Origin of the sequence: Alienimonas sp. DA493 (assembly GCF_043951915.1) — a bacterium.
GTDB lineage: Bacteria > Planctomycetota > Planctomycetia > Planctomycetales > Planctomycetaceae > Alienimonas.
The window spans coordinates 1-23,393 of the sequence record NZ_JBINJD010000008.1 but is presented as its reverse complement, the minus strand read 5'-3'; the positions used below and the strand labels follow the sequence as shown (position 1 = coordinate 23,393).

Annotated in this window: 13 protein-coding genes and 2 pseudogenes; 10 read left to right on the top strand and 5 right to left on the bottom strand. The window is 71.6% G+C overall.

Annotation, left to right across the window (positions count from 1 at the left end; translation table 11 throughout):
- Positions 1-31: 31 nt before the first annotated feature.
- Positions 32-1,211, bottom strand: a pseudogene (locus ACG2DA_RS02165) (IS630 family transposase).
- A 146-nt stretch (positions 1,212-1,357) separates the two neighbouring features.
- On the opposite strand from ACG2DA_RS02165, the gene ACG2DA_RS02160 reads away from it, so the two are divergent.
- The 6 genes from ACG2DA_RS02160 (at position 1,358) to ACG2DA_RS02135 (ending at position 11,547) form a co-directional block, all read left to right on the top strand.
- Entirely contained in the window at positions 1,358-2,479 is a 1,122-nt protein-coding gene (locus ACG2DA_RS02160; protein ID WP_395253821.1) for an IS5 family transposase, read from the top strand.
- Positions 2,480-2,833: 354 nt separating this feature from the next.
- Complete coding sequence (locus ACG2DA_RS02155; RefSeq protein ID WP_395253820.1) at positions 2,834-6,250, top strand: DUF1592 domain-containing protein; 3,417 nt, start codon at positions 2,834-2,836, stop codon at positions 6,248-6,250.
- A gap of 135 nt (positions 6,251-6,385) precedes the next feature.
- Complete coding sequence (locus tag ACG2DA_RS02150; RefSeq protein WP_395253819.1) at positions 6,386-7,762, top strand: DUF1552 domain-containing protein; 1,377 nt, start codon at positions 6,386-6,388, stop codon at positions 7,760-7,762.
- Positions 7,763-7,935: 173 nt separating this feature from the next.
- The gene (locus ACG2DA_RS02145; protein WP_395253818.1) at positions 7,936-9,264 is read left to right on the top strand and encodes an alkaline phosphatase D family protein; all 1,329 of its coding nucleotides are present in this window, start codon (positions 7,936-7,938) and stop codon (positions 9,262-9,264) included.
- A gap of 60 nt (positions 9,265-9,324) precedes the next feature.
- Positions 9,325-9,990 carry a DUF1080 domain-containing protein gene (locus ACG2DA_RS02140; RefSeq protein ID WP_395253817.1) on the top strand — a complete coding sequence of 222 codons (666 nt, stop codon included), beginning with the start codon at positions 9,325-9,327 and terminating at the stop codon, positions 9,988-9,990.
- 183 nt (positions 9,991-10,173) lie between these two features.
- On the top strand, positions 10,174-11,547 hold the full coding sequence (locus tag ACG2DA_RS02135; RefSeq protein ID WP_395253816.1) for a sulfatase: 1,374 nt from the start codon (positions 10,174-10,176) through the stop codon (positions 11,545-11,547).
- Positions 11,548-11,561: 14 nt separating this feature from the next.
- Here ACG2DA_RS02135 and ACG2DA_RS02130 read toward each other — a convergent pair whose 3' ends face one another.
- Positions 11,562-12,887, bottom strand: coding sequence for an ankyrin repeat domain-containing protein (locus ACG2DA_RS02130; protein WP_395253815.1), 1,326 nt, complete (start codon positions 12,885-12,887; stop codon positions 11,562-11,564).
- The gene (locus ACG2DA_RS02125) at positions 12,884-14,242 is read right to left on the bottom strand and encodes a DUF1552 domain-containing protein (RefSeq protein WP_395253814.1); all 1,359 of its coding nucleotides are present in this window, start codon (positions 14,240-14,242) and stop codon (positions 12,884-12,886) included. The genes ACG2DA_RS02130 and ACG2DA_RS02125 overlap by 4 nt, the downstream gene beginning before the upstream one ends.
- A 972-nt stretch (positions 14,243-15,214) precedes the next feature.
- Here ACG2DA_RS02125 and ACG2DA_RS02120 point away from each other — a divergent pair.
- On the top strand, positions 15,215-16,735 hold the full coding sequence (locus tag ACG2DA_RS02120; protein WP_395253813.1) for a hypothetical protein: 1,521 nt from the start codon (positions 15,215-15,217) through the stop codon (positions 16,733-16,735).
- A gap of 387 nt (positions 16,736-17,122) precedes the next feature.
- On the opposite strand, the gene ACG2DA_RS02115 is transcribed toward ACG2DA_RS02120, so the two are convergent.
- The gene (locus tag ACG2DA_RS02115; protein ID WP_395253812.1) at positions 17,123-19,507 is read right to left on the bottom strand and encodes a DUF1592 domain-containing protein; all 2,385 of its coding nucleotides are present in this window, start codon (positions 19,505-19,507) and stop codon (positions 17,123-17,125) included.
- 559 nt (positions 19,508-20,066) lie between these two features.
- On the opposite strand from ACG2DA_RS02115, the gene ACG2DA_RS02110 reads away from it, so the two are divergent.
- Entirely contained in the window at positions 20,067-21,143 is a 1,077-nt protein-coding gene (locus ACG2DA_RS02110; protein WP_395253811.1) for an NAD-dependent epimerase/dehydratase family protein, read from the top strand.
- 279 nt (positions 21,144-21,422) lie between these two features.
- Positions 21,423-22,538, top strand: a complete 1,116-nt coding sequence (locus ACG2DA_RS02105; RefSeq protein WP_395253810.1) for an FHA domain-containing protein — start codon at positions 21,423-21,425, stop codon at positions 22,536-22,538.
- A gap of 337 nt (positions 22,539-22,875) precedes the next feature.
- Here ACG2DA_RS02105 and ACG2DA_RS02100 read toward each other — a convergent pair whose 3' ends face one another.
- Entirely contained in the window at positions 22,876-23,112 is a 237-nt protein-coding gene (locus ACG2DA_RS02100; protein ID WP_395253809.1) for a hypothetical protein, read from the bottom strand.
- Positions 23,113-23,245: 133 nt separating this feature from the next.
- Between ACG2DA_RS02100 and ACG2DA_RS02095 the strand changes: the two are divergent.
- Positions 23,246-23,335, top strand: a pseudogene (locus tag ACG2DA_RS02095) (hypothetical protein); the annotation flags it as partial.
- Between the last annotated feature and the right edge of the window lie 58 nt (positions 23,336-23,393).

Below are 23,393 nucleotides of genomic sequence, written 5' to 3'. Positions count from 1 at the left end.
GGCAGATCTCCAAGGGTCGTCTAGTGAATCGTCACAGGATCGGTTGCGGGTAGAGCGACTTGAGCTTCACGCGAGCCCGCTCGGTAGTGAACTGCCAGTCCACGCCGGTCTGGCGGGCGTTCCGATCCGCCGCCCAGGCGGCGGCCTCCGACCGCACCTTATTAACTTCGGCGATTCGCCCGTTCAGGCACTGACGCGTCAACGCCGACAGCTCGCACTCGGACGTGTTCAGCCACGAGCCGTGCTTCGGCGCGTGGACCAGTTCGCGCTTCCGCGCTAGCCGACGCGCCTCCGCCGGCGGAAACGCTTTGTAGAGCGAGGCGGCCGCGTGCGTGTTCAGGTTGTCGCAGACCAGCGTGATCCGCTCGGCCTTGGCGTACCGCGGACCGTCGACCAACGACCGAACCTGTTCGGCCAGTCGACCGCCGTCTTGCGGTCCGTAACGCGGACGCTCCGCCAGCCGCCCAGCGGCTCGTTGAACATCCAGACGCAGCACCAGCCGTGGCGAATATATTCATGATCCTCGCGGGCGACGGCTCCCCGCCTGGTCGGCCGCGGCGTGCGGACGTGCTCGATCAACTGTTTGGGCTGCTCGTCCATGCAGATCACCGGTCGGGCCGGGTCGTACGGCCGGCGGTAGACGTCCAAGACCCGCTCCATGTCCGCGACGAAGGCCGCGTCGTCTTTGGGCGGCGTGCACCACTGCCGCTTCAGGTGCGGCTTGACGTCGTTTTTTGAAGAGCCCGCCGCACCGTCTCGTGCGAGACCGACTCGACGACTTCCAACTCGACCAGTCGGTCCGCCAGCAGCCGCAGGCTCCAGCGGCTCCGCCCCTCCGGCGGCGTCGAGCAGGCGATCGCCAGCAGCTGCGCCTCCGCCTCGCCGTCGAGGAGCGTCTCGGTCCTCACGGTTCGTTTGCGGCGTTCGAGCGACGCCAGCGGCCCCTCCTCGCAGGCCCGCTTCCGCCAGGATTCGATACTCCGAACGCCGGCCTTCACCTCGCCGGCGACGTCGACGTCCCGCAGGCCCGGCCCGCCGCCGGACTGATCGCACAACAGCAGAGCCCGGGCCTTCTGATGCTTGCCGGCGGCGACGTTTTGCCGCCGCGCGATCGCTTCCAGGGCCGACCGCTCCTCGGCGGTCAGCTTCAATACGTATCGCTTGTGCACGGCGGTCCTCCTTGGACGAAACGGGATCCGACCACCCAGCATACCAACCCGCAGGCTCCAGAGTGACGGTGCACTAGCAGGCTGCTGAAAAACTCGCTCGCAGCGGCGGCCCGGTCGCGCTAGCTTCGGAGCCTCGTTTCCCGAGCCGAGGCGCTGCGATGCGTGGACGAGCTGATCGCCAGCCGAAGATGTTTTTCTCGATCGATCTGGAGTCCCGGATCCGGCCGGATCACCCGCTACGCCCCCTGAAGAAGCGGGTCGACGCGATCCTGACCGGCTTGAACGAGCGGTTCTCGGCGGCGTACAGCCGCACCGGGCGGCCCGGCGTGCCGCCCGAACGACTGCTCAAAGCGTTGCTGCTCATGGCGATCTACTCCGTCCGCAGCGAGCGGCAACTGGTCGAGCGGATCGACACCGACCTGCTGTTCCGCTGGTTCCTCGACATGGACCCGGCCGAGGACGCCTTCGACGCCACCTCGTTCACGCACAACCGAAAGCGGCTCGAAGAGCACGGTCTGGCCGCGGCGTTCTTCGAGGCCGTCGTGTCCGAGGCGATCGCCGCGGGACTGTGCAGCGACGATCACTTCAGCGTCGACGGCACGATGATCGAGTCGATGGCTTCCGCCAAGAGCTTTCAGCCGATCGAGTCGGTCGAAGACGACGGGAGCGAGCAAGACGGCGCCGCCTTTAAGAGCCGCAACGCCGAGGTCGACTTCCGCGGCCGGAAGCGGACCAACGCCACGCACCGCAGCCGCACCGACCCCGAGGCCAGGCTGTACTGCAAGGGGCCGGGCAAGCCGGCCCTGCTGGCTCATCTGGGCCACTCGCTCGCGGAGAACCGCAACGGCCTGATCATGGAAGTGGCCGTGACCGAGGCCAACGGCACCGCCGAGTCCGAGGCGACGATCGAGATGCTGGACCGGTATCGCCGGAAACGCGGCCGCTCGCCGAAGACGCTCGGAGCGGACAAGGGCTACGACAACGGTCCGCTGCTATTGAAGCTCGAAAAACGCCGCATCACCCCGCACGTGGCGATGCGCGACGCCGAGCCGGCGGACCCGAAGACCGCCCGCAAAGATCGACGGGAGAAAATCGAGGCGCGTCTGCGCATGAAAGCGCGACTCGAAACCGTCGAGTACGCCGTGTCGCAGCGCGTCCGAAAGAAAGTGGAGGAGGGGTTCGGCTGGCTCAAGACGATCGCCGGGCTGAACCGCAGCCGGCACGTCGGCCGCTGGAAGCTCCGGCAACAGCTGGAGCTTTCCGCGGCGGCCTACAACCTGCTCCGCGTCCAAAAGCTTAAGCCGGTCTGAACGGGACGGGGGCGACCGTGGCGAACGCCCGACCCGCTTCGGACGGGGTCCGTTCGACGTCCTCCAGCAAGTTCGGTCCGGCCGATCCGCTTCAGAAAAATAGGCCGACGGAGACAAGCCGAACCACGATCGCCCCGCCGATAATAATACCGTTTTTCAGCAGCCTGCTAGGAGGCAAGAACGTCACGCCGGAAAAGGCCGGCGGCCCGAGTGCCAGGGACGTGTGGTCGGCGAAAGAAGCGGCGATTGCCGGGGGGGGCGGCGGGTCTTATTCTATCGGGGTCCATCGATCCGTTGGGGGCGGGGCGACCTCGGGGCCGGGTCGTTTCGGTTCGCTTTCTTCCCAGAGGTTTCGTGAACGAACCCCTTGTGACGCCGACGCGGCTGGCGGCGGTCTGCTGCGCGGTCTGGCTGACCGCGGCGGCGCCCGCCCGGGCGGCGGGACCGGCGGCGGACGCCCCGGCGGAGCCCACGCCGGCGGAGGCCCACGCGGCCCGGTACGCGGCGCTGGTGGAGCCCTTCCTGCGGCAGCACTGCTGGGATTGCCACGGCGACGGCGAGGGCATGGCCGGCTTCCGCGTCGACCGGCTCTCCCCGCACGCGGCGGCGGGCGAGTCGGCGGCCGGGTGGCTGGAGGCGATGGATCAGATCAACCTCGGCGCCATGCCGCCGGAGGAGATGCCGCGGCCGGACGCCGACCGGGCCTTCGCCGTGACCCGCTGGATCGCCGAGGGCCTGAAGGAAGCGGAGCGGGCCGCCCGGGCGACCGGCGGCGCCCACCCGATGCGACGGCTGAACCGCCGCGAATACGCCCACACCGTCCGCGACCTGCTGCGGCTCGACCCGAAGCTGCTGGCCCCGGTTGTGGAGGACCTGCCGGCGGACGGGAAGGTCGAGGGCTTCGACCGGCTGGGGGCGGCGTTGTTCTTCGACCGCACCCAGATCGAACAGAGCCTCGCCGCCGCGGAGCGGATCGCCGAGCTGGCGATCGTCGACGCCGCCCCGCCGCCGCGGCAGTCGCTGACCTGGGAGCCGGAGCAGGCGATCGTTCCCCCCCGAAACGAACTGAACTACGCGGAGTACTCCGGCGTCGACGGCCACCGGGTCGAGGCCGGCCCGCCGCCGCTGGAGATCGGCGAGGACGGCGTGCGGTTCGTGGACCGGGTGGGGAACCGCGGCGACGGCCCCTTCCAGCGGCTGTGCCGGCAGACGCCGAATCTGGCGGGGGTCGTCACGCAGGACGGCTGGTACCGCGTGCGGCTGCGGGCCGGGGCGGACCCCGGCCGCCGCCGGGAGCCGGTCCGGGTGCGGATGGAATACGCCGCGAAGACGCCGCTGGCCGAGGCGTGGGAGTTCGAGATCACGGCCCCGACCGACGCCCCGCAGACGGTCGAACGCACCGTCTTCCTCCGAGCCGCCGCGGACGGCGAACGCCAGAAGCTGAACCTCTCCTGGACCCCGGCCGACGAGGCGGTCCGCCCCACCGAGGAGCACCAGACGCACGTGCGGGCCGTCAAACAGGCCCGCGGCGCCCTGCGCGACGCGGTCGCCGGCGGGGACGAAGCGGAAATCGCCCGGCGGCGGGAGGACCTGGCCGACGCCCAGCGGGCCGCGGCCGGCTTCCGCGGGCCGGCGTACGAACTCGCCGGACCGCTGGACCGCGTGCCGCAGTTGTGGATCGACCGGCTGACGATCGACGGCCCGTATCCCTCCGGCGACAACGTCTACGAACCGGAGGTGCACGTCGCCCGGTTCGAGGCGGAAGCGGGGCCCCGCGACGACGGCTTCATGGGCATCCGTCCGCACCGCGAGACGACGACCAACCGCTTCGTCGTGGACGAGAAACTCGAGGTGCGGGCCGGCCCGGCGCCGTACGACATCCGCGAGACGGACGTGCTGTTCCGCCAGGGCGGGCCGACCTATCAGAAGGGCAACCCGTGGGGCCGGCTGGCGACGATCACGGTGGACGATTTGATTACGGAGGACGGCTACTACCGCGTCCGCGTCCGCTGCGGCGCCGACCCGGGCACGCGGGGGGAGCCGGTCAAACTGGCGGTGGCGTACAACTTCAAAACGCCGCAGGAAAAGCTGGTCGCGGTCGACGCCCTGCCGGCGCTGGACGACCCGGACGTGGTCGAGGCGACGCTGTTTCTCCGCCGCGGCGCCGACGACCAGCGCCGGCAGATCACGCTGCTCTACTCGGACCTGCGGGACTACATCGTCTCCACGCCGGAGTTCAATCAGCTCTTTCAGGACACGATCGGCGCCGTGGGCAAGATCGAGCGGGCGACGCAGGCCGGCGACGCCGCCGAGGCGGAACGGCTCACCGCCTCCCTCCGGGAGGCCCGCGCCCGGGCCAAGGCGTGGCCGGGGCCGACGCAGCACATTAAACCCGAATATGAGAACGTGGAGCCGCCGACGTTCCTGTTGGATTGGGCCGAGGTGGAGGGGCCGCTCCAGGAGCAATGGCCGCCGGCCAGCCACCGGCTGATCCTGTTCGACGGCGACGAGCGGCAGGATATGGATTACGCCCGCGAAATCGTCGCCCGGCTGCTCCCCCGGGCCTATCGCCGCCCGGTTTCCGAAGATGAGATCGACGCCGTGATGCGATTGGTCGAGGCGAGTTACGAACGGACCGGCGACTTCCATCAGGCCCTGCGGCGGGGGCTGACGCGGATTCTCGTCTCCCCCGGCTTCCTGTTCCTCAACCGCCCGGCGGAGACGGCCCCGGAGGACGCGGCGCGCTTCGCCCAGTACGCCCTGGCGAGCCGGCTCTCCTATTTCCTGTGGAGCACGACGCCGGACGAGGAACTGCTCGCCCTCGCCGCCGAGGGCCGGTTGAACGACGACAGCGTGTTGCGGGCGCAGGTCGAGCGGATGCTCGCCGACCCCCGCAGCCGGGCGCTGACGGACGGCTTCGGCGCCCAGTGGCTCGGCGTGAGCGAGTTCGGCAGCGTCATGCCGGCCGATCAATACCGCGAATACGACGTCGAATTGGAGGAGGCGTCCAAACTGGAGGCCCTCGCCTTCTTCGCCGAGGTCTTGAACGCAAACCTGCCGATCACGACGTTCCTCGATTCAGACTTCGTGATGATCAACGAGCGGCTGGCCCGTCACTACGAAATCGACGGGGTCGAGGGGCCGGAGATCCGCCGCGTGGCGATCGGGTCGGAGGTCCCCCGCGGCGGGGTGTTGGGGATGGCGGGCCTGATGACGCTGCTGGCCGACGGCACCCGCACGCTGCCGGTGCGGCGGGCGAATTGGGTGTTGGCGACCCTGTTCAACGACCCTTCCCCGCCCCCGCCGCCCAACGCCGGCGAGGTGCAGCCCAACACCGCCGGCGAGCGGCTGACCGTCCGCCAACGGCTGGAACGGCACCGCGACGAGCCGACCTGCGCCTCCTGCCACCGGGCCCTCGACCCGTACGGTCTGGCGCTGGAGAACTACGACGCGATCGGCCAGTGGCGGACGCACGCCAACGGCGAGGACTTCCGCGGCCGCAACGTCCCGGAACTGGACGTCTCCGGCGCGCTGCCCGACGGTCGGGAATACTCGTCTCTGGAAGAATTTAAAGCCGCCCTGCTGGCCGACCGCGACCGCTTCGCCCGGGCCTTCGCCGAGCGCCTGCTGACCTACGCCCTCGCCCGCCCGATCGGCTACGGCGACCGCGCGACGGTGGACGACCTCGTCGCCGCCCTGGAGGCCGACGGCGACCGCCTGCAAACGCTCATTCACACCGTCGTGCAGAGCGACGCGTTCCGCACCGAATAATTCCCCCGTGATACACCAACCCGAAGCGTCAGCGAGGGCGTCCACGCCGCAGACGCGGCCCCCCGCCGGGCTGCGCCCGACGACCCTCGCTGACGCTTCGGGTTGGTCTCCCGCCCTCCCGCCCCGCCTCCCCCGATGTTCAGCCGCCCCCGTCTCTCCCGCGAGACCCTCTCCCGGCGTTCGCTGCTCCGCGGGGCGGCGGGGGTGTCCGTCGCCCTGCCGCTGCTGGACGCGATGGGAGTCCGGGCCTGCAGCGAAGAGACCGCCGACCGCCCCGAGCCCGGCCGCACCGCCGACGGCGCGCCCAAGCGGGCGGTGTTTTGCATGTGGGGGCTGGGCCTGAACGGCCGGGACTTCACCCCGCAGACCGAGGGGCCGGACTTCGAAACGACGCCGATCCTCGCACCGCTGGAGCGGCGCCGGGGGGACTTCACCGTCGTCTCCGGCTTGAAGCTGACGCACTCCGGCGGGCACGGCGGGGACCGCACCTTCCTCACCGGCACCGCCACCCACGAGGCCGGTTCCGAACTGCGGATCTCCTGCGATCAGGAGTTGGCGGCGGTCGTCGGGCGGGACACGCGGTACCGGTCGCTGGTGCTCGGGGTGAAGCGGGGCACGGGGTTCGGCCAGCCGCAGGACCACACGCTTTCCTGGACGAAGTCCGGCACGCCGCTGCCCGCTGAGAACCGGCCGCACGTGCTGTTCGACCAACTGTTCCGGCCGGACTCCGTCGAGAGCGTCGCCGCCCGCGAGGCCGCCTTCGCCCGGCGCAGCAGCGTGCTGGACTCCGTGCTGGAGGACGCCCGCGACCTGCACCACGCCCTGGGCGCCGGCGACCGGGCCAAGCTGGACGAATACCTCACCGGCGTCCGCGATCTGGAGGTCGCCATGCAGGAACAGAAGTCCTGGCTGCACCGCCCCAAGCCGGAGGTGGACCCGATCGACTTCGGCTCCGATCAGGGCCTCGATCCGTCCAAGAGCGGGCTCGATTATCGCCGTTATCAACGGCTGATGTTCGACGTGATCACGTTGGCGCTGCAGACCGATTCGACCCGCGTCGTCTCCTATATGCCGCGGATGGACAACAGCGACGGCACCGGCGCCTGGAAGTCCGAGGGGAACCCGTACGGGTATCACACGATGACCCACCACGGCGAGGACCCGGACAAGCTGAAGTGGTTCACCAGGTCCGACGTGCTGTATATGCAGGAGTGGGCCTACTTCCTGGACAAATTGAAGTCCGTGAAAGAGGGCGAGGGCACGCTGCTGGACCACTGCCTGGTGACGTGGGGCAGCACCGGCGGGACGATCAACGCCCACAACAACCACCACCTGCCGGCGATCCTCTGCGGCGGGGCCGCGGCGGGGATCCGGCACCGCGGCCACCTGGTGCAGGAGGACCGCCGCCTGGGCGACCTCTGGGAGACGGTGTTCAAGGCGATGGACGTGCCGACGCCGGCCGACTTCCAGGGCGGCGAAGCCGACGGCCCGATCGCGGACCTGCTGGCCTGAGTTCCGCCGCGGCCGCCGCGGCGGGGCGATCCGCCGCCGTTGGACAGCGCCCCGCCCCGCGCGGACGATGGGCGGCTCGACCGGGCGGGGACGAGGGGATTGCCAACGCGTCGCCCGAGGGGGCCGCCCCGCCTGTCCCGAGTTCCGTCCGACCGCGCCGCGTCCGTCCGCCCATGAACCGGCTCCTCCCGCTCCTCCTGCTCGCGGCGCCCGCCGTCGCGCAGGCCGCCGGCTTCGCCAACGGGGTGAAGATCGGCGAGGTCGCCCCCGACTCCGCCGTGCTCTGGGTTCGCCTGACCGAACACGACGAGGCCGGCCAACGGGTGAGGCAGTGGACGCCCGAGGCGCCGAACTGGACGGCCCCCGGCCGGGCCGGCGAGGTTCGCTTTAAAATCACGGCGGACGGGTCCGACGAGAGCCGGACCACCGGCTGGGCGGCCGTCGACGGCGACGACGATTATTGCCATCAGACGACCGTCGACGGGCTGGCGCCCGACACGCTGTATCACGTCGTCGCGGAAGCCCGCGCGGGGGACGAAACCGCGACCTTCGACGCCTCCTTCCGCACCGCCCCGGCGGCGGATTCGGAGGCGCCGCTGACGTTCACGGTGTCGACCTGCCAGGAGTTCGACACCTGCGACGACTTCCAAAACGGCCACAAGATTTATCGCTCGATGCGGGAGCTCGAGCCGGCGTTCTTCGTGCAGACCGGCGACACGCTCTATTACGACCGGAAACAGCCGCTGGCGAAGGACATGGCGACCGCCCGCTACCGGTGGAACCGCATGTACGCCTTCCCCAACTTCGTCGCCTTCCACCGTCGCGTCCCGACTTATTGGATGCACGACGACCACGACCTGCTCAAGGACGACGCCTGGCCCGGCCAGACCTACGGGGATCTCACCTGGGAGCAGGGATTAAAGATCTGGGACGAGCAGGTCCCGCAGTCGGACCGGCCGTACCGCAATTTCCGCTGGGGGAAGCACGTCGAAATCTGGCTGCCCGAGGGCCGCGAGTTCCGCTCGCCGAACAATCTGCCGGACGGCCCGGAGAAGACGATCTTCGGCGCGGAGCAATGGCGTTGGCTGGAGACGTCGATGCGGGACTCCGACGCCACGTTTAAATTGTTCATTTCCGCCACGCCGGTCGTCGGTCCCGACCGCGCCCGCAAAAAGGACAACCACGCCAACGACGCCTTCGAACACGAGGGCCGCCGGCTGCGGGCGTTCCTCAATTCCGTGCCGGGCTGCTTCGTGATCAACGGCGATCGGCACTGGCAATATCACTCCGTCGACGCGGCGACCGGCCTGAACGAGTTCGGCTGCGGCGCCTCCACCGACGCTCACGCCGGCGGCTGGAAGCCCGACGACGTTCGGCCGGAGCACCGCTTCCTCCGCGTCAAAGGCGGCTTCCTCTCCGTCCGGATCGAGCCGACCCGGGCCGTCGTCACCCATCACGACGTCGAAGGCCGGCCGGTTCGCCGGACGACCCTGACGCCGTAACCTCGCCGCTGTTCTCCACAGCGTTTCCTTTAAACCCTCCCCGTTTCGATCGCTCCGAAAATGACGTTCGTTCAACGCTGCCTCCCGGCCCTCGCGGCCCTCGCCCTGCTGGCCCCGGCCGCCCTCGCCGACGACGCCCAGTCCGACGACGGCTTCACCCCGCTGTTCGACGGCGAAACGCTCGAGGGCTGGAAGAACCCCTACGAGTGGGGCGAGGCGGAGGTCGTCGACGGCGAGATCCGCCTCAAGGCCGATCGCAAATTCTTCCTCGTCACCGAGAAGGAGTACGACGACTTCATCTTCGAGGGGGAGGTGCACCTCCCGGAGGGCCCGGCGAACAGCGGCTTTATGTTCCGGGCGAACGTGGAGCCCAACAGGGTGTACGGCTATCAGGCCGAGGTCGACGGCAGCGACCGCGGCTGGTCCGGCGGGCTGTACGACGAGGGTCGCCGCGGGTGGTTTATCAGCCCGAAGCGCGGCGACAAGGCGAGCGAGAAGGCGTTTAAGGAGCGGGCCGGCGACACGTTCAAGCGGAACGGCTGGAACACCTACCGCATCACCTGCAAGGGCGACCACATCACCATCGCGGTCAACGGCACGGTCACCAGCGACTTCCGGGACGCCGTCGACGCCAAGGGCCACCTCGCCATCCAGCACCACGGCGAGAAGGGCGCGGTCTACCGCTTCCGCAACCTCCGCGTGAAGTCGCTGGACTCCGACAAGTAACCCCCGCCGGCGGGAACGACGTCCAGGACGACCGAGGCCGCCCGCCCCGACCGCACGGGGTGCGGCGGCGGTCGCGGGTGCGGCGGCCGGCCCGCCGCGGACGCATCGGACGGTTCGGATGATTGTCCCGGGGGTCCCCGCTAGGCTCGGCCGCCCCCCGACCGTTCCGCGAAAGCCCCGACCGTGCGACCGCTCGCCCTGCTCCTCGTCTGCCTCGGCCTCCCGCACGCTCCGGCGGCGGCCGCCGACCGGGCCGCGGCCCCGCCGAACGTCGTGATCGTGTTCCTCGACGATCAGGGCTACGGGGACCTGTCCTGCTACGGCTCCGAGACCGCGCAGACGCCGCGGATCGACAGCCTCGCCGCGGACGGGATGAAGTTCACCAGCTTCTACTCGGCCTATTGCGTCTGCTCCGCGTCGCGAGCGGCGCTGCTGACGGGTTGCTATCCGCCGCGGATCTCGATGCCGGGCGTGCTGGGGCCGAACTCCCGCGTCGGCCTGCACCCGGACGAGGTCACGATCGCCGACCTGCTGAAAGACCGGGGCTACGCCACGATGTGCGTCGGCAAGTGGCACGTCGGCGACCGGCCGGCCACGCTGCCGACCGCCCAGGGCTTCGACCGCTACTTCGGACTGCCGTACTCCAACGACATGGCCCGTCAAAAGGGCTGGGGCAACGACCCGCCGGCGCTGGACAAAATCTGGCGGCGGAAGAAATGGGACATTTATCAAAACGACCTGCTGCGGAACGAGGCGAGCGTCGAATCGCCGGTCGATCAGACGACGCTGACGCAGCGGTACACCGAGGAGGCGGTCTCGTTCATCCACGAAAATAAGGACCGGCCCTTCCTGCTCTATCTGCCGCACACGATGGTCCACGTGCCGCTGTTCGTCACGGACGACCGCTGGGTCGAGGACCCGCACGAGGCGTACCGGCTCGCGGTGGAGCACGTGGACTGGTCGGTGGGCGAGGTGCTGGACGCGCTGGACGAATTGAACCTCGCCGAGAACACCCTGGTCGTTTACACCTCCGACAACGGCCCGTGGCTGAGCAAGCGGCATCACGCCGGCTCCGCCGGGCCGCTGCGGAACGGTAAGGGCACGACGTGGGAGGGCGGCATGCGGGTCCCGGGGCTGTTCCGCTGGCCCGGGGTGATCCCCGTCGGGACGACGACGGACCGGGTCGCCGGGACCGTCGACCTGCTGCCGACGCTCGCCGAGGTCGCCGGCGCCGAACTGCCGGACCGGCCGATCGACGGCCACAGCCTGCTCGGTCTGCTGAAGGACCCGCAGGCCCCCTCGCCGCACGACGAGCACGGGCTGTTCTATTACAAGAACGGCCGGGTCGAAGCCCTGCGGCAGGGCCGCTGGAAGCTCCGCTTCGGCGGCAGGAACGCAGCGAACGTCGAGCTGTACGACCTCGACGCCGACGTCGGCGAGTCGACCGACGTGGCCGACGCCCACCCGGACGTCGTCGAGCGGATGACGGCCTTCGCCGAACGCTACGACAACGACCTCAAGGCGAACCAGCGGCCGCTCTGGACCGCCGGGAGGTAAGGCGCGCCCCGGGCTCACGGCCGCGACGGGCCGCCCCCCAACACTTCCAGCAGCGCCGCTTCGGTCGGGGGGTGGGGGCGAAAGTTGCCGGGGCGGCGGCCGCGGGCGATGTCGAGCGGCGTGTCGCCGCGGCGGTTCTTGCGGTTCCAATCGGCCGGGTCGGCCCCGCGGGCGGCGAGCAGGCGGACGACCGCCGGGCGGTTCTTGTAGGCCGCCCCGTGCATCACGGTGTCGCCGCGGCCGTCGACGGCGGTCAGGTCCGCCCCGCGGTCCAGCAACAGGGTGACGGCCTCGACCGCCTCCGCCTCCGTCCCGGCCGGCTCGTCGCCGCTGCCCAGCGGGCCGACGCCCGCGGCCGCCAGCAGCGGCGTGGCGCCGTCGTTCGTTTTCAAAGACTCGTCGGCGCCCAGTTCGAGCAGCGTCCGCATCAGCGGGACGTCGCAGGACTCGCAGGCCAGGACGAACGGCGTCGCCCCGGCCTTGTTCAACCCGGGCCGGCCCCGCGGCGTGCGGTCCAGCCGGGCGTTCACGTCCGCCCCGGCCGCGACGAGTTGGCGGACGAACGCCAAACTGCCCAGCCCGCCCGAGCCCCGCGGCGGCGGGTCGCCGTCGCCCCCCAGCGGTTTGCGGACCTTGGAGATCGCGTGCAGGGCCGTCACCCCGCCGGACCGGCCGTTCGGATCCGCCCCGGCCTCCAGCAGCGCGGCGGCGAGGGCGAAGTGGCCGTTCTCCACCGCCAACCCCAGCGGGGTTGTGCCGCCCTCCAGCCCGTCGCGGGGCCGCTTCTTCACCGTCGCCCCGGCGTTCACGTCCGCCCCGGCGGCCAGCAGTCGCGCGACGACGTCCCCCCGGCCCTGCCGCACGGCGAACAGCAGCGCGGTGAACCCGCCCGGCGTCGCCGCGTCCCGGTCCGCCCCGGCGGCGAGCAGGCGGTCCACGGCCTGTCCGTTCCCCGCCGCGGCGGCCCACATCAGGGCCGTCTGCCCGGCCCGCTCCGTCGCGTTCGGCTTCGCCCCGGCCGCCAGCAGGGCGTCGATCGGCCCGACGGCGCCGGTCCGGGCGGCGGTCATCAGCGGCGTCTCGCCGCCGGGGGCGGGCCGGTTCGGGTCCGCCCCGGCGGCCAGCAGGGCCGTCACGCAGGCGGCGTCCCCCGCCTCGCAGGCCAGGGAGAGCGGCGTCACCCCGTAGCGGTTCACTGCGTCCGCCTCCGCCCCCTCGCTCAGCAGCCGCCCCACCGCGGCGGCGTCGCCGACGGCCGCGGCGTCGTGCAGCGGGGTGGTCGCGGGAAGCGCGTCCGGCGGGGCGGACAGGCAGAGAAGCAGCAGTCCGGCGGCGGTCACGCGGCGTCTCCCAGCAGGCCGGCGACGGTGCCCTGGCTGTCGCCGAACGACTCCGCCGGCACGCCGACCTCGTGCAACAACGTGAGGTGCAGGTTCGCCAGCGGGGTCGGCTCGGCGAACCGTACGTGCCGGCCGCCGGCGTGGTTCCCCGCGGCCCCGCCGGCGACCAGCACCGGCAAGTCCGTGTGGTCGTGCACGTTCGGGTCGCCCATCCCGCTGCCGTACAGGTAGAGGACGTGGTCCAGCAGCGACCCGCCGGCCTCCGGCACGGCGGCCAGCTTCTCCAGGAACTCCGCGAACAGGCCGACGTGGAAGCGGTTGATCTGCGCCACCTTCGCCACCTTCGCCGGGTCGTTGCCGTGGTGGGTGAGCGGGTGGTGCGGGTCGGTCACGCCGGCCTCGACGTAGGTGCGGTTGCTGGTTTCGCGGGCCAGCTGGAAGGTGATCACGCGGGTCGCGTCTCCCCGCAGGGCCAGCAATTGCAGGTCGAACATCAGCCGGGCGTGCTCCGCGTAGGAGGCCGGCACGCCGGTCGGGCGGTCCAGGTCCGGCAGATCGCCCTCGGCCGCGGCGGCCTCGGCCCGGTGCACCCGCCGTTCGACCTCGCGGACGGCGTCCAGGTAGCCGGCGACGCGTTCCCGATCGCCGGCGCCCAGTTCAGCGCCTAATCGTTTGAACTCCCCGACGACGCTGTCCAGCAGGCTCCCGCGACGCCGCAGGGCCGCCCGGCGCTGCTCCGGCGTGCCGCCCTCGCCGAACAGGCTTTCGAAGACCAGCCGGGGGTGGGCCTCGGCGGGCAGCGGATCGGTCGGGGAGGCCCAGGAAAGGTTGTTCTGATAGACGCAGGCGTAGCCGTTGTCGCACTGGCCGACCATGCTCATCAGGTCCATCGCCAGTTCCAGCGACGGCAGCTTGGTGTCCGTCCCGAGATGCCGGGCGGCGATCTGGTCGACGGTCGTGCCGAGGCGGTAGTCGCTGCTCTCGGTCCGCTTCGCCTCGGCGGCGGAGAGGAACGCGGCGTTGGAGGTGGCGTGCGTGCCGGGGTAGGCCTTCCGCAGTTCGAGGTTCCCCACGACCGACACCCTGTCCCGCACCGCTTCCAGCGGTTCCAGCGACGGCGGCAACGCCCCCAGCGCCTCCCCGCCCGGCGTGCCTCCCTCCGGCGTCCAGCGGGAGGGGTCGCAGCCCATCGGCATGTACACGAACCCCAGCCGCCGCAGCGCCGCGGGGGCGGCCGGCGTGGCCTCCTGAGCGGTGAGGGCCGGCGTCATCGCGTCCAACAACGGCAACCCGACCGCCGCCCCGGCCCCCTTCAGCAGCGTACGACGGGGCAGGGCGCGACGGGCGACGAACACGGGGCGGCTCCTGGGAGGGGATGCGGCGGCCGAACGAATCGGCGCCGGCTGATGATAGCAGATCGCGGGCGGCTCGGGTTCCCTTCCCGCAGGTCGCGTGCGGAACGGCCGCTTCGCGGACGGTCGGGGCTCGGACGCCGCGCAGCGGCGAACCCGGCCGCGGCGGGATCGCCCCCGCGGCCGGGCCGCTCGGTCGGGTTGTCACAGTCGGTTCTGACAGCACGCAGGTCGTTCGCCGCCCCGCCCGGTCTGCCGGGGCGACCCGGCGCCGGAGCCCGGCCGGTGTACGCCGGGGCAGGAGTGGAGAAGGAGGATTCGGGCACACGGCGTTCGCCGGGCTTCGGAAACGGCCCGCCCGCGGCGCCCGGGGCCGGACGAGCGGCTGCTCGATGGCTCTCCCGGACGGTCGCGCGGCGGGTGTCGGCGTCCGTGCCGACGGGCGGGGAGGCGGATCGCGCCGGTCGGCTGCGCAGGCCGACGGGCGCGGGGGCGAGCGAACGCGGCGTCCCTCACCAAGGTCGGCCGCGTCGTTCGCCCCACGAGGCGCCCGCCGGCCGCCCGCGTCGGTGTGGGCGGGAACGGCGGGGCCTCGCCCTACGCGGGAACGGGACCTGTTTTGCCGGAACCCGTTGCCGGATCAGCAGTTCGGCGTACGAACCGGCCGACGACCCGACGCTCCGCCGGATCGGGCGGCCGTCGCAGAACCGTCCCCGCCGCTCGCCCGGGGCGGCCGATTCACGTCGACACGCCTTTCCGAGACGTCTTGCCGGCCGACCCCGGCCACCCCGCCGCGGGTCCCCGATTCACCCCGATTGGTGAGGTTCCAGAAGCCAGTGTGACAGGCGTACCCTGAACCTCCGACGGGCCGTAGGCGTCTCAGTCTACAGTTACTGACGCTTTCCGATCCCGCGGCCCTGCCTGAAAATCTGCAGACCCCCAGATGGGTTGTACCTGTAAATAGAGCCGTGTGACATGCCCGATCCCGTTCCAGAGTTGCTCAAGGCGAAGGGGCCGATGCTGGCCTCCGCCGTCGCACGTTTGCTGGTCGAGGGCGGCGTCTCGCCCGCGGCCGCACGGCAGCGAGTTAGTCGGGCGGCGTCACGAGGGCAGGTCCACCGACATCGCGGGCTGAACCTGCCGAATAGGGACTCCTTCCTCTGGGCCCCCGGACAGAAGAACGACGCCGAGTTCTGGGAGGGGCTGGCGAGGGCCCTGCGCTCCAAGAACTCGATCCACGCAATCGCCGCCGATGCCCTCGCCGCCCGCGGCGGGATCGTGCGGGAGGAGGATTTCAACCGGTTCAGCGGAGCCCCGCGGAAGCTCACGAAGCAAGTTTCCGCAGGCCGCGTCCGGGAAGGTCTCACCGCCGTCGGGGCTCTTCACCAGATCGCGGAGCCCGACGGGGCCGTCCGCCTCCTCCTTCATCACGACTGGCCCGGGTTCTACCTAGACGGCGACGGGGCCGCCCGCGGCCGCGATCTGGCCGAGCGGGTCGTCATCGACGGCACCGGCGAGTGGCTGCGACGGACCGGGCTGGGAGCTTTCAACCTCGTGAAGACGGATTCCTCGCCAGGCGGGGCTGAATTCGGCCACTTCGACTGGGCCCTCACCGCCCCGAGCTACGTCGTGCCGATCGGTCGGCCGGGCGACGACAAGAACCGCAAGACGGGGTTCGTGACGGTCGACGTGCTGCTCGGCGACGATCTCACGGACCGGCATATCGCGTTCTTTCTCCGCAAGGTGTCGGTGCTGCGGAACCTGAGTAACACCCCGCCGTTCCTCGCCGTGCTGGTCGCAGGCGGGTACGACAGGTCCGCGTTGCAGGCCGGCCAACGGGCGGGGGTGCTGCTGCTGACCCCGGACCACCTGTTCGGCGGCGGGACCGGGGCGGCACTGAGGGAACTGGTGAAGACGCTGACGAACGCCGGGGCGGTGGCGGCGAAGAACCCGGACAAGTTGGCGCAGCTGCTCGGGACCCTGTCGAAGATCGAGGGCGCGGCAGAGAGCCTGCGGGGGCCGCTTTTCGAACTGCTGACCGCCCATCTTGCTAAGAAGCTCCACGGCGGCGGGGTGGAGGTGCGGGAGCCGGTCAACCTGCCCGACGGCCGCCAGACCGATGTGGACGTGCTGTGCAAACTTGGCCGCACGGACGTATGGCTGATCGAGTGCAAGACCGTTTCGCCGGGTAAGGCCGTCGACGACGATCTGGTCAAGAAGTGGGTCTTCGAGCAGATCCCGCTGCTGCGGGCGTGGCTGGACATGCGGCCGGACCTCCGCGAGCAGAAGCACCACTTTGAGTTCTGGACTTCCGGCGAGTTGTCAGCCGACGCCCTCACGCTGCTGACAGCGGCGGCCGGGGCGAAGAAGTACGCAGTCGGTTGGAAGGACGGGGCGGCGGTGGAGGCCGCCCTCGCCGACACAAGGAACGCCCCGCTGCGGAAGGTATTCCGCGAGCAGTTCCGGAAGCACCCGCTGAATCGGCTGACTGACTAACGCAACTCGGGACCAGCTTGCGCGATCACGTCGTCCGCCGCCCGCAGGCGGAACGGCACGCTCTCCGCGATGGCCGTCAGTAGGGCGGCGGTCCGGCAGGGTGGCATGGTCTTCGACTGGGTGCCATGCTCTCACCGGCCGGCGGAGCGGCCGCGGAGCCGGACGGGGTGAGCATGCCGAGCGACGTTCGCCCGTCCTCCCTGACCGCCGCGTCACTCGCATGCTCACCCGACTCGTCCGCTCCGCTCCCGAGCCGTGAGAGCATGGCACCCGGCGCCGCCCGTCCGCGAGTCGCTGCCCGTTCGAGGGTTCTGCGCACGAACCAGACGCCCGTAGGGTCCGCTCTGCGGACCGCCCTCTCCGCCGACGCGGTCCGCACAGCGGACCCTACGGCGAGGCGCCCGCCGCCCGCATCCGGAACGGGACGCTCTCCGCGACGGCGGTCAGCAGGGTCGCGGAGCGCCAGCCGCCGCTTTCCGCTCGCCGCACGATCGCCCGGACGGCGGGGGCGTCGTGGGGGGTGAGGCCGCGGCCGAGGGCGTAGATCAGCAGCTTTTCCGTCAGGGCCGTGGCGAACAGGTCGGGGCGGTCCAGCAGGGCCGCTTCGAGGTCGGCGACGCCGGCGAGCGATTCGCCGCCGGGGAAGCCGCCGGTCGTGTCGACGGGGCGGTCCTCCTCCAACCGGCGCACGCGGCCGACGGCGTCGTAGCCCTCCAACGCCAGGCCGAGCGGGTCGATCCGGTCGTGGCAGACCGCGCAGGCCGCGTTCGCCCGGTGCTCCGCCAACCGCTCGCGGACCGGCAGGCCGGCCGCCACGGTGTTGTCTTCCAAATCCGGAATATCCGGCGGCGGGGGCGGCGGCGGGGTGCCGAGCAGGTTCTCCAATACCCACGCCCCCCGCAGCACCGGCGAGGTGCGGGTCGCGTAGGAGGTGACCGTCAGCACGCTCCCCTGCCGCAACAGGCCGCCCCGCGCGTTGTCCGGCAGGGGCACCTTGCGGAACCGGCTGCCGCGGACGCCGGGCAGGCCGTAGTGCATCGCCAGCCGTTCGTTCAGGTAGGCGTGGCCGGGGGCGAGCAGGTCCGTGACCGGGCGGTCGGTCCGCAGCACGTCGGCGACCAGCAGTTCGGACTCCCGGCGGAAGGCGTCGCGGAGGTTGTCGTCGAAGTCCGGAAACCGCCGCATGTCCGGGGCGGCGCCCTCCAGATTGCGGAGCCGCAGCCACTGGCCGGCGAAGTTCTCGGCGAGGGCGTCCGCCCGGTCGTCCGCCAGCATCCGCCGCACCTGCCGGCCGACTTCGCCCGGCCGGGAGAGTTCGCCCCGCTCCGCCAACTCCAGCAGTTCGTCGTCCGGCCCGCTCGCCCAGAGGAAGAACGATAGCCGCGAGGCCAGTGCCACGTCGTCCACCGGGTAGGCCTCACCGTCCGTCAGGCCCGGCGGGTCGCGTTCGATTTTGAACAGGAAGTTCGGGTTCACCAGCACGCCGGCGACGGCCAGTTCCAGCCCGGCGTCGAAGGCCCTTTCCCCGGGCTGCGCGGCGTCGCGGCCGGCGTCGTAGAGGGCGAGTAGCGGGGCGAGGTCGGCGTCGGTCACCGGTCGGCGGTAGGCCCGGCGGGCCAGTCGGGCGAGGGCCGCGGCGGCCCGGTCGTCGTCGCTCAGGCCCTCCGACAGCCCGCCCAGCAGCCGCCGCCGACTGGGGGAGTCGCCGGCCTCGGAGGCGCCCAGCGGGCCGCTGATCGTCACCTGATAAACCGCTGGCGTGCGGCGCGGGTGACGGTAGAAGTTGAACCGCGCGTCCGGCGGCCGGCGGGCGGTTTCGATCAGGGAGCGGCCGACCCGGGCGAACGTCGCCCCCACCGCGTGCGGCCCCGCGGGAACGTTCAGCCGGACGGTCAGGTGCCGGTCGACGGCCGCGTGGTCCGGCGCCTCCCAGCCGTCCGTTCCCTTCTTTCTGCGGGGCGGTTCGACGGTGAACGACGCGGCCGGCTCCCCGTCGAGGAGGATTTCGAACCGGTGCGGGCGGTCGAGGCCCTCGACCTCTTCGTTGCGGTCCCGCATCAGCCGGACGGCGATCTCGTACTCGCCCGTGCGGGGGAAGTCGTGGGAGACGACCGTCCCCCCGCGGGTGCCGGGCGGGAGGCCGGCGGCGTGGGCCTCCTGGGTGCGGTCGGGGGGCAGCCGCACGGTGACGCCCCCCGCCCCGCCGGGGCGACCGACCGCCTGCCGGGCGATGCGCTCGGCGGCGGAGACGAACCGGTTCAGCCGGGTCGGGGAGAGCCCGCCGACGGTCACGTTGTCGAACCCGTGCCCCTCCTGATCGGCCGGCAGCAGCTCCGCGGCGTTCACCTCGACGGCCAGCAGATCGCGGACGGCGTGCCGGTACTCGGCCCGGGTGAGCCGCCGGAACGTCGCCGTCCGCCCCGGCCGCGGGGTGCGCGCGGCGGCGGCGTCGAGGCCGGACTCCAACGCCCCCAGCGCCGCCGCGACCGCGGCGGCGTCCGGCCGCGGCATCTCCGCGGGCGGCATCTGCCCGGTCCGCACCCGCCGCACGACGGCCTCCCAGACCGCGGCGTCGGCCGCGGGGTCGTGCGGGTCGGCGGCGGCGAGGTCCAGCCCCCCCTCGGCGGCCGGCCCGGCGTGGCAGTCGAGGCACGCCTGCTCCAACAACGCCGCAACCGGCTCCCCCGCACCGGCCCCGCCCCCGCACAGCGCCCCGACGAACGCCCCCGCGAGGACGGCTCGGGTCGCCGTTTGGATCACGGGACGGATCACGGGAGCGTGCGGTGGGAGGAATCTTCGAAGCGACCGGCGCGTCTCGGGACCTCCTGCCCGACGGTCCGACCGCGGTTCCACCGCCATCCTGAGCCGCCGCCGCCGCCGCCGCCACCTCGACACGCCCCGCACCGCCCCCGGCCGAACGCCCGTCGCCCGCCGGCTGGGCGGGCTGCGACGCCATCTGGAGCTGAGCAGCGCGCGGACGGCCGCGTTGAAACTCGAATCGGAGGTGCAGGCGGCGTCACGGACGTCGAGGGCTTCGACCACGGCGATCGCCACGGCCGTCGCCAGCCGCCCTGACTCCCCGGAACGAGTCGCAGTCGAGGGCGAGAAAGGTCTCGCAGAGTCAGCTTGGAGTCAGGCGGGAGTCAGACTGAAGAGTCGCAGCGAGAATGCCGCGAGGCGTTGCGTTGGCCCTCGGGGTCGATCAGCGGCGCCCGCTTCGATCGTCCGCAGAGCGGCGGGCGCTTTACGGAAGGGGCGTCGCGCCGCCAAACTCCCGGCGTCCCCAGCCACATGCGGGGCCCACGCGCCCCCTTTATGAGTCCTCGAAGCAGTGCCGCAAATTCTCGCCGGCGGAGCGGTGCTGCTGACGGGGGCCGCGGGGTTCGTCGGGGCGGCGGTGGGGGAGAAGCTGCTCGCCGCCGGGACGCCGGTCGTCGGCGTGGACGACCTCAACCCGTACTACTCGCCGACGCTGAAGCGGGCCCGGCTGGAGCGGCTCGTCGCGGCGGCGGAGGCGTCGGGGGCCGAGTTCGACTTCCGCCAAATCGACCTGGCCGACCGAACCGCCTGCGAAGAAATCTTTGCGTCGCGGCCGTTCGGCGGAGTGATTCACCTCGCCGCCCAGGCCGGGGTGCGGCACAGCCTCGACAACCCTCACGCCTACGCCGCAGCGAACCTGACCGGGTTCCTGAACGTCCTGGAGGGCTGCCGCCGGCAGGCGGAGGCGTCACGCGAGGACGGGGAGTCGCGACCGCCGCACCTGGTCTACGCCTCCAGCAGCAGCGTGTACGGGGAGAGCCCGGAGCCCGTGCTGTTCGTCGACCGCCCGGCGGACCACCCCGTCAGCCTGTACGCGGCGACCAAGCGGGCGAACGAGCTGATGGCCCACAGCTACGCCCACCTCTACGGCCTGCCGTGCAGCGGCGTGCGGTTCTTCACCGTCTACGGCCCGTGGGGCCGGCCGGATATGGCCGTGTGGAAGTTCACGGAGCGGATCCTGCGGGGCGAGCCGATCGACGTGTACGGCGAGGGGCGGATGCGGCGGGGGTTCACCTACGTCGACGACGCCGCGGAGGGCGTCGTCCGCCTCGCCGCCCGCCCGCCGGGACCGGCCGCAGGGCCGGCCGCGGGGCCGCCGACGTCGCCGGACGTCGGGGCCGGGCCGTTCCGCACCTACAACCTCGGCAGCCGGGAGCCGGTGGAGCTCATGCGGCTGATCGAGGTGATCGAATCCGCCTGCGGACGGCGGGCGGAGAAGCGGTTCCTGCCGATGCAGCCCGGCGACGTGGTCTCCACGGCCGCCGACGTCGGACCGCTCGAGGAGGCGATCGGCCTCACGCCGTCGACCCCCATCGAAGACGGCGTCGCGGCGTTCGTGCGGTGGTACCGTGACTACCACGCGGCGTGACGGCCACGGGTCCTTCCGCTGGCGCCGGGCGGTCGGAAACGGGTTGCACTGCGGGCGAAAGGCCCCCGTTCGGGGGTCTTTTAACCTGGGGATCGGCTCGTTTTCGGGCGGAACGGCGGCAACGTCTTGCCCCGCCTCGGCTTCGGTCGGAAGATTAAATCCGAGCGGCTCGATGTCAGGGAGGGTCGGCCGGCGGCGTCCGTCGAACGCCGACGGTCGGCTTTCGCCGTTCCTTCGTTCCGATCGCCCGCCCCGCGGCCGCTCTGCCCTTCCGGTGTCATGATCCGCCCCTCCCCCGCTCATCGCCGCCGCCGCATCATGGTCGGCATGATGCGGCGGTCGAACGGCGATGCATCCGCGGGTCGGTTCGACGTTTTCGGCGAGGGTGCGGACGACGGAGATTCGCCCGACGGCCAGGCGAACGCCCTCGGAGTTCCGGGCGTGAACGACAGGAGCGGCTCTCCCGCGACGACGGTGACCGAGGACGACGGAGAGGCGGAGCCCACGACGCTCGTCGTCGAGCGGCCGGAGCCCGCGGCGGTTCGCTCCGTTCCCGCGGTTCCGGAACGCCGGCCGGAACGGGCGGACAAAGACGGGCGGGACTTCCCCGTCGGCCCTCTCAGCCCCCTCGACGGCGCAGCGTTCCTGTTGCCGAACTGGGATCCGGGAGATCCGTCGCGGCCGGAGGTCGTGCTGCGGGACGCTCGGGACGGCTCGAAGATCCGGTATCGCTTTGCGGCGCCGCAGGCGGTGATCGGCACGGCCGCGGGGGTGCACATGCCGGTCCGTGGCGAGGGGCTGGCGGCGCGTCACGCGGTGTTGCAGGCGCTCCGCGGGGGGGTGCTGTGTCTGGCGGGCGAACCGGGCGGGTTGAGTTCGAAGGAACGGCGGACGGACGCCCTCCTGCTGGTCCCCGGCAAGCAGGTGCGACTCGGCCCGTACGAGCTGACGCTCCGCAGCGGGTGCGCCGCCCCGCCGGGGAGCGGTCGGCCGCGCCTCCGACTCCTGTACCCCCGCACGGAGACGCCGCCGGAGATGAACTCCCCGCGGTTCTGCCTCCTGCCCACGGACGGCCGCCGGGCCGGCGCCGCGCTCACCCCTCTCCGGCCCGTGGCGACGGTCGGCCGGCGCCGGGGCGCCGATCTCGTCCTCGCCGCCCCCGCCGCCGACGCGCTGCACGCGCTGCTCCTCTACGGAACGGACGGCCCCTGGGTGGTCGACCTGCGAAGCGCCGGCGGCACCCGCGTCAACAACGCCCCCGTCCGCCGCCGACGCCTTGCACTGGGCGACGTCGTCGCCTTCGGCGGAGAAGAGTTCCGCCTGCTGCCGGAGGAGCTCGATCCGCGACGGATCCCCCCAGCGAGAGCGCCGCGGACCGCGTCAACCTCCCCGTAAACCTGCTCCGCCCGGGGGTGGCTGAAGCCCTCGAATGACGCCGTCGTCAGCTTGTCATTTCGATTAAAGCGAATGCGGCCGGTGACCGCCCGGGGAGGAGGAGGTCGCCGGGAGGTGAGACCAGGCCGCTACCCGCTGGCGGCCAGTCGACCGACGCGATTGCGGAGGCGATTTCTATAGAATCGTCGGTTCTTGAGATCAGCTCACGCTTCGACGCCTCAACCCGCTTGGCCGTACGCGATCGACGTGGGGCGAGTTTGTAAGACTTCTCCGCCGCCCTCGGAGACGGGCCGCCTGCGACGACGATTCCTCCGTGCCGTCGTTCGGCGTGCCGAAGTCACACGACCACGAACAGGATGGCGCCGGCCATCTCGAACGATTCTGCGACGGCGGTCAGCAACGCGCCTTGGACGTTCCGAGAGCGGCCTTCGCCGTGCTGACCGGCCACTGTTTCCCATCCCACAGCGCCAATAAGGAACAGGCCTCCGAGGGCCACCATGCCCCAGCGGGTCGCCGAGGGCAGACGGCGGAGAAACGGAACGGGGAAGACGGCGAATGCGGCAGCGAACGCCATTCCGACGAAGACTTATTTATAGGGCGCTCTTCAGGTAGCCGCAGCGCGTGGGCGGCGGGATCGTCCGCTTTCGAGCGTCCCGTTCCCGCCCGTCGGCGCCGCCGCGGTTTCTTCCAAGGAACGCCGGGCCGAAGTCCTGCGGGAGTGCGACTCCGGACGGGGCGCCCGCGAGGTCGCCGCCCTGTTTCGCGTCTCCGAAAGCCGGGTGCGGCGGGTCAAGTAGGAGCGGCCGATCGCGGCTGGACCGTCAACGGTCCGACGCTGTGCCGGGCGTTGCGGAC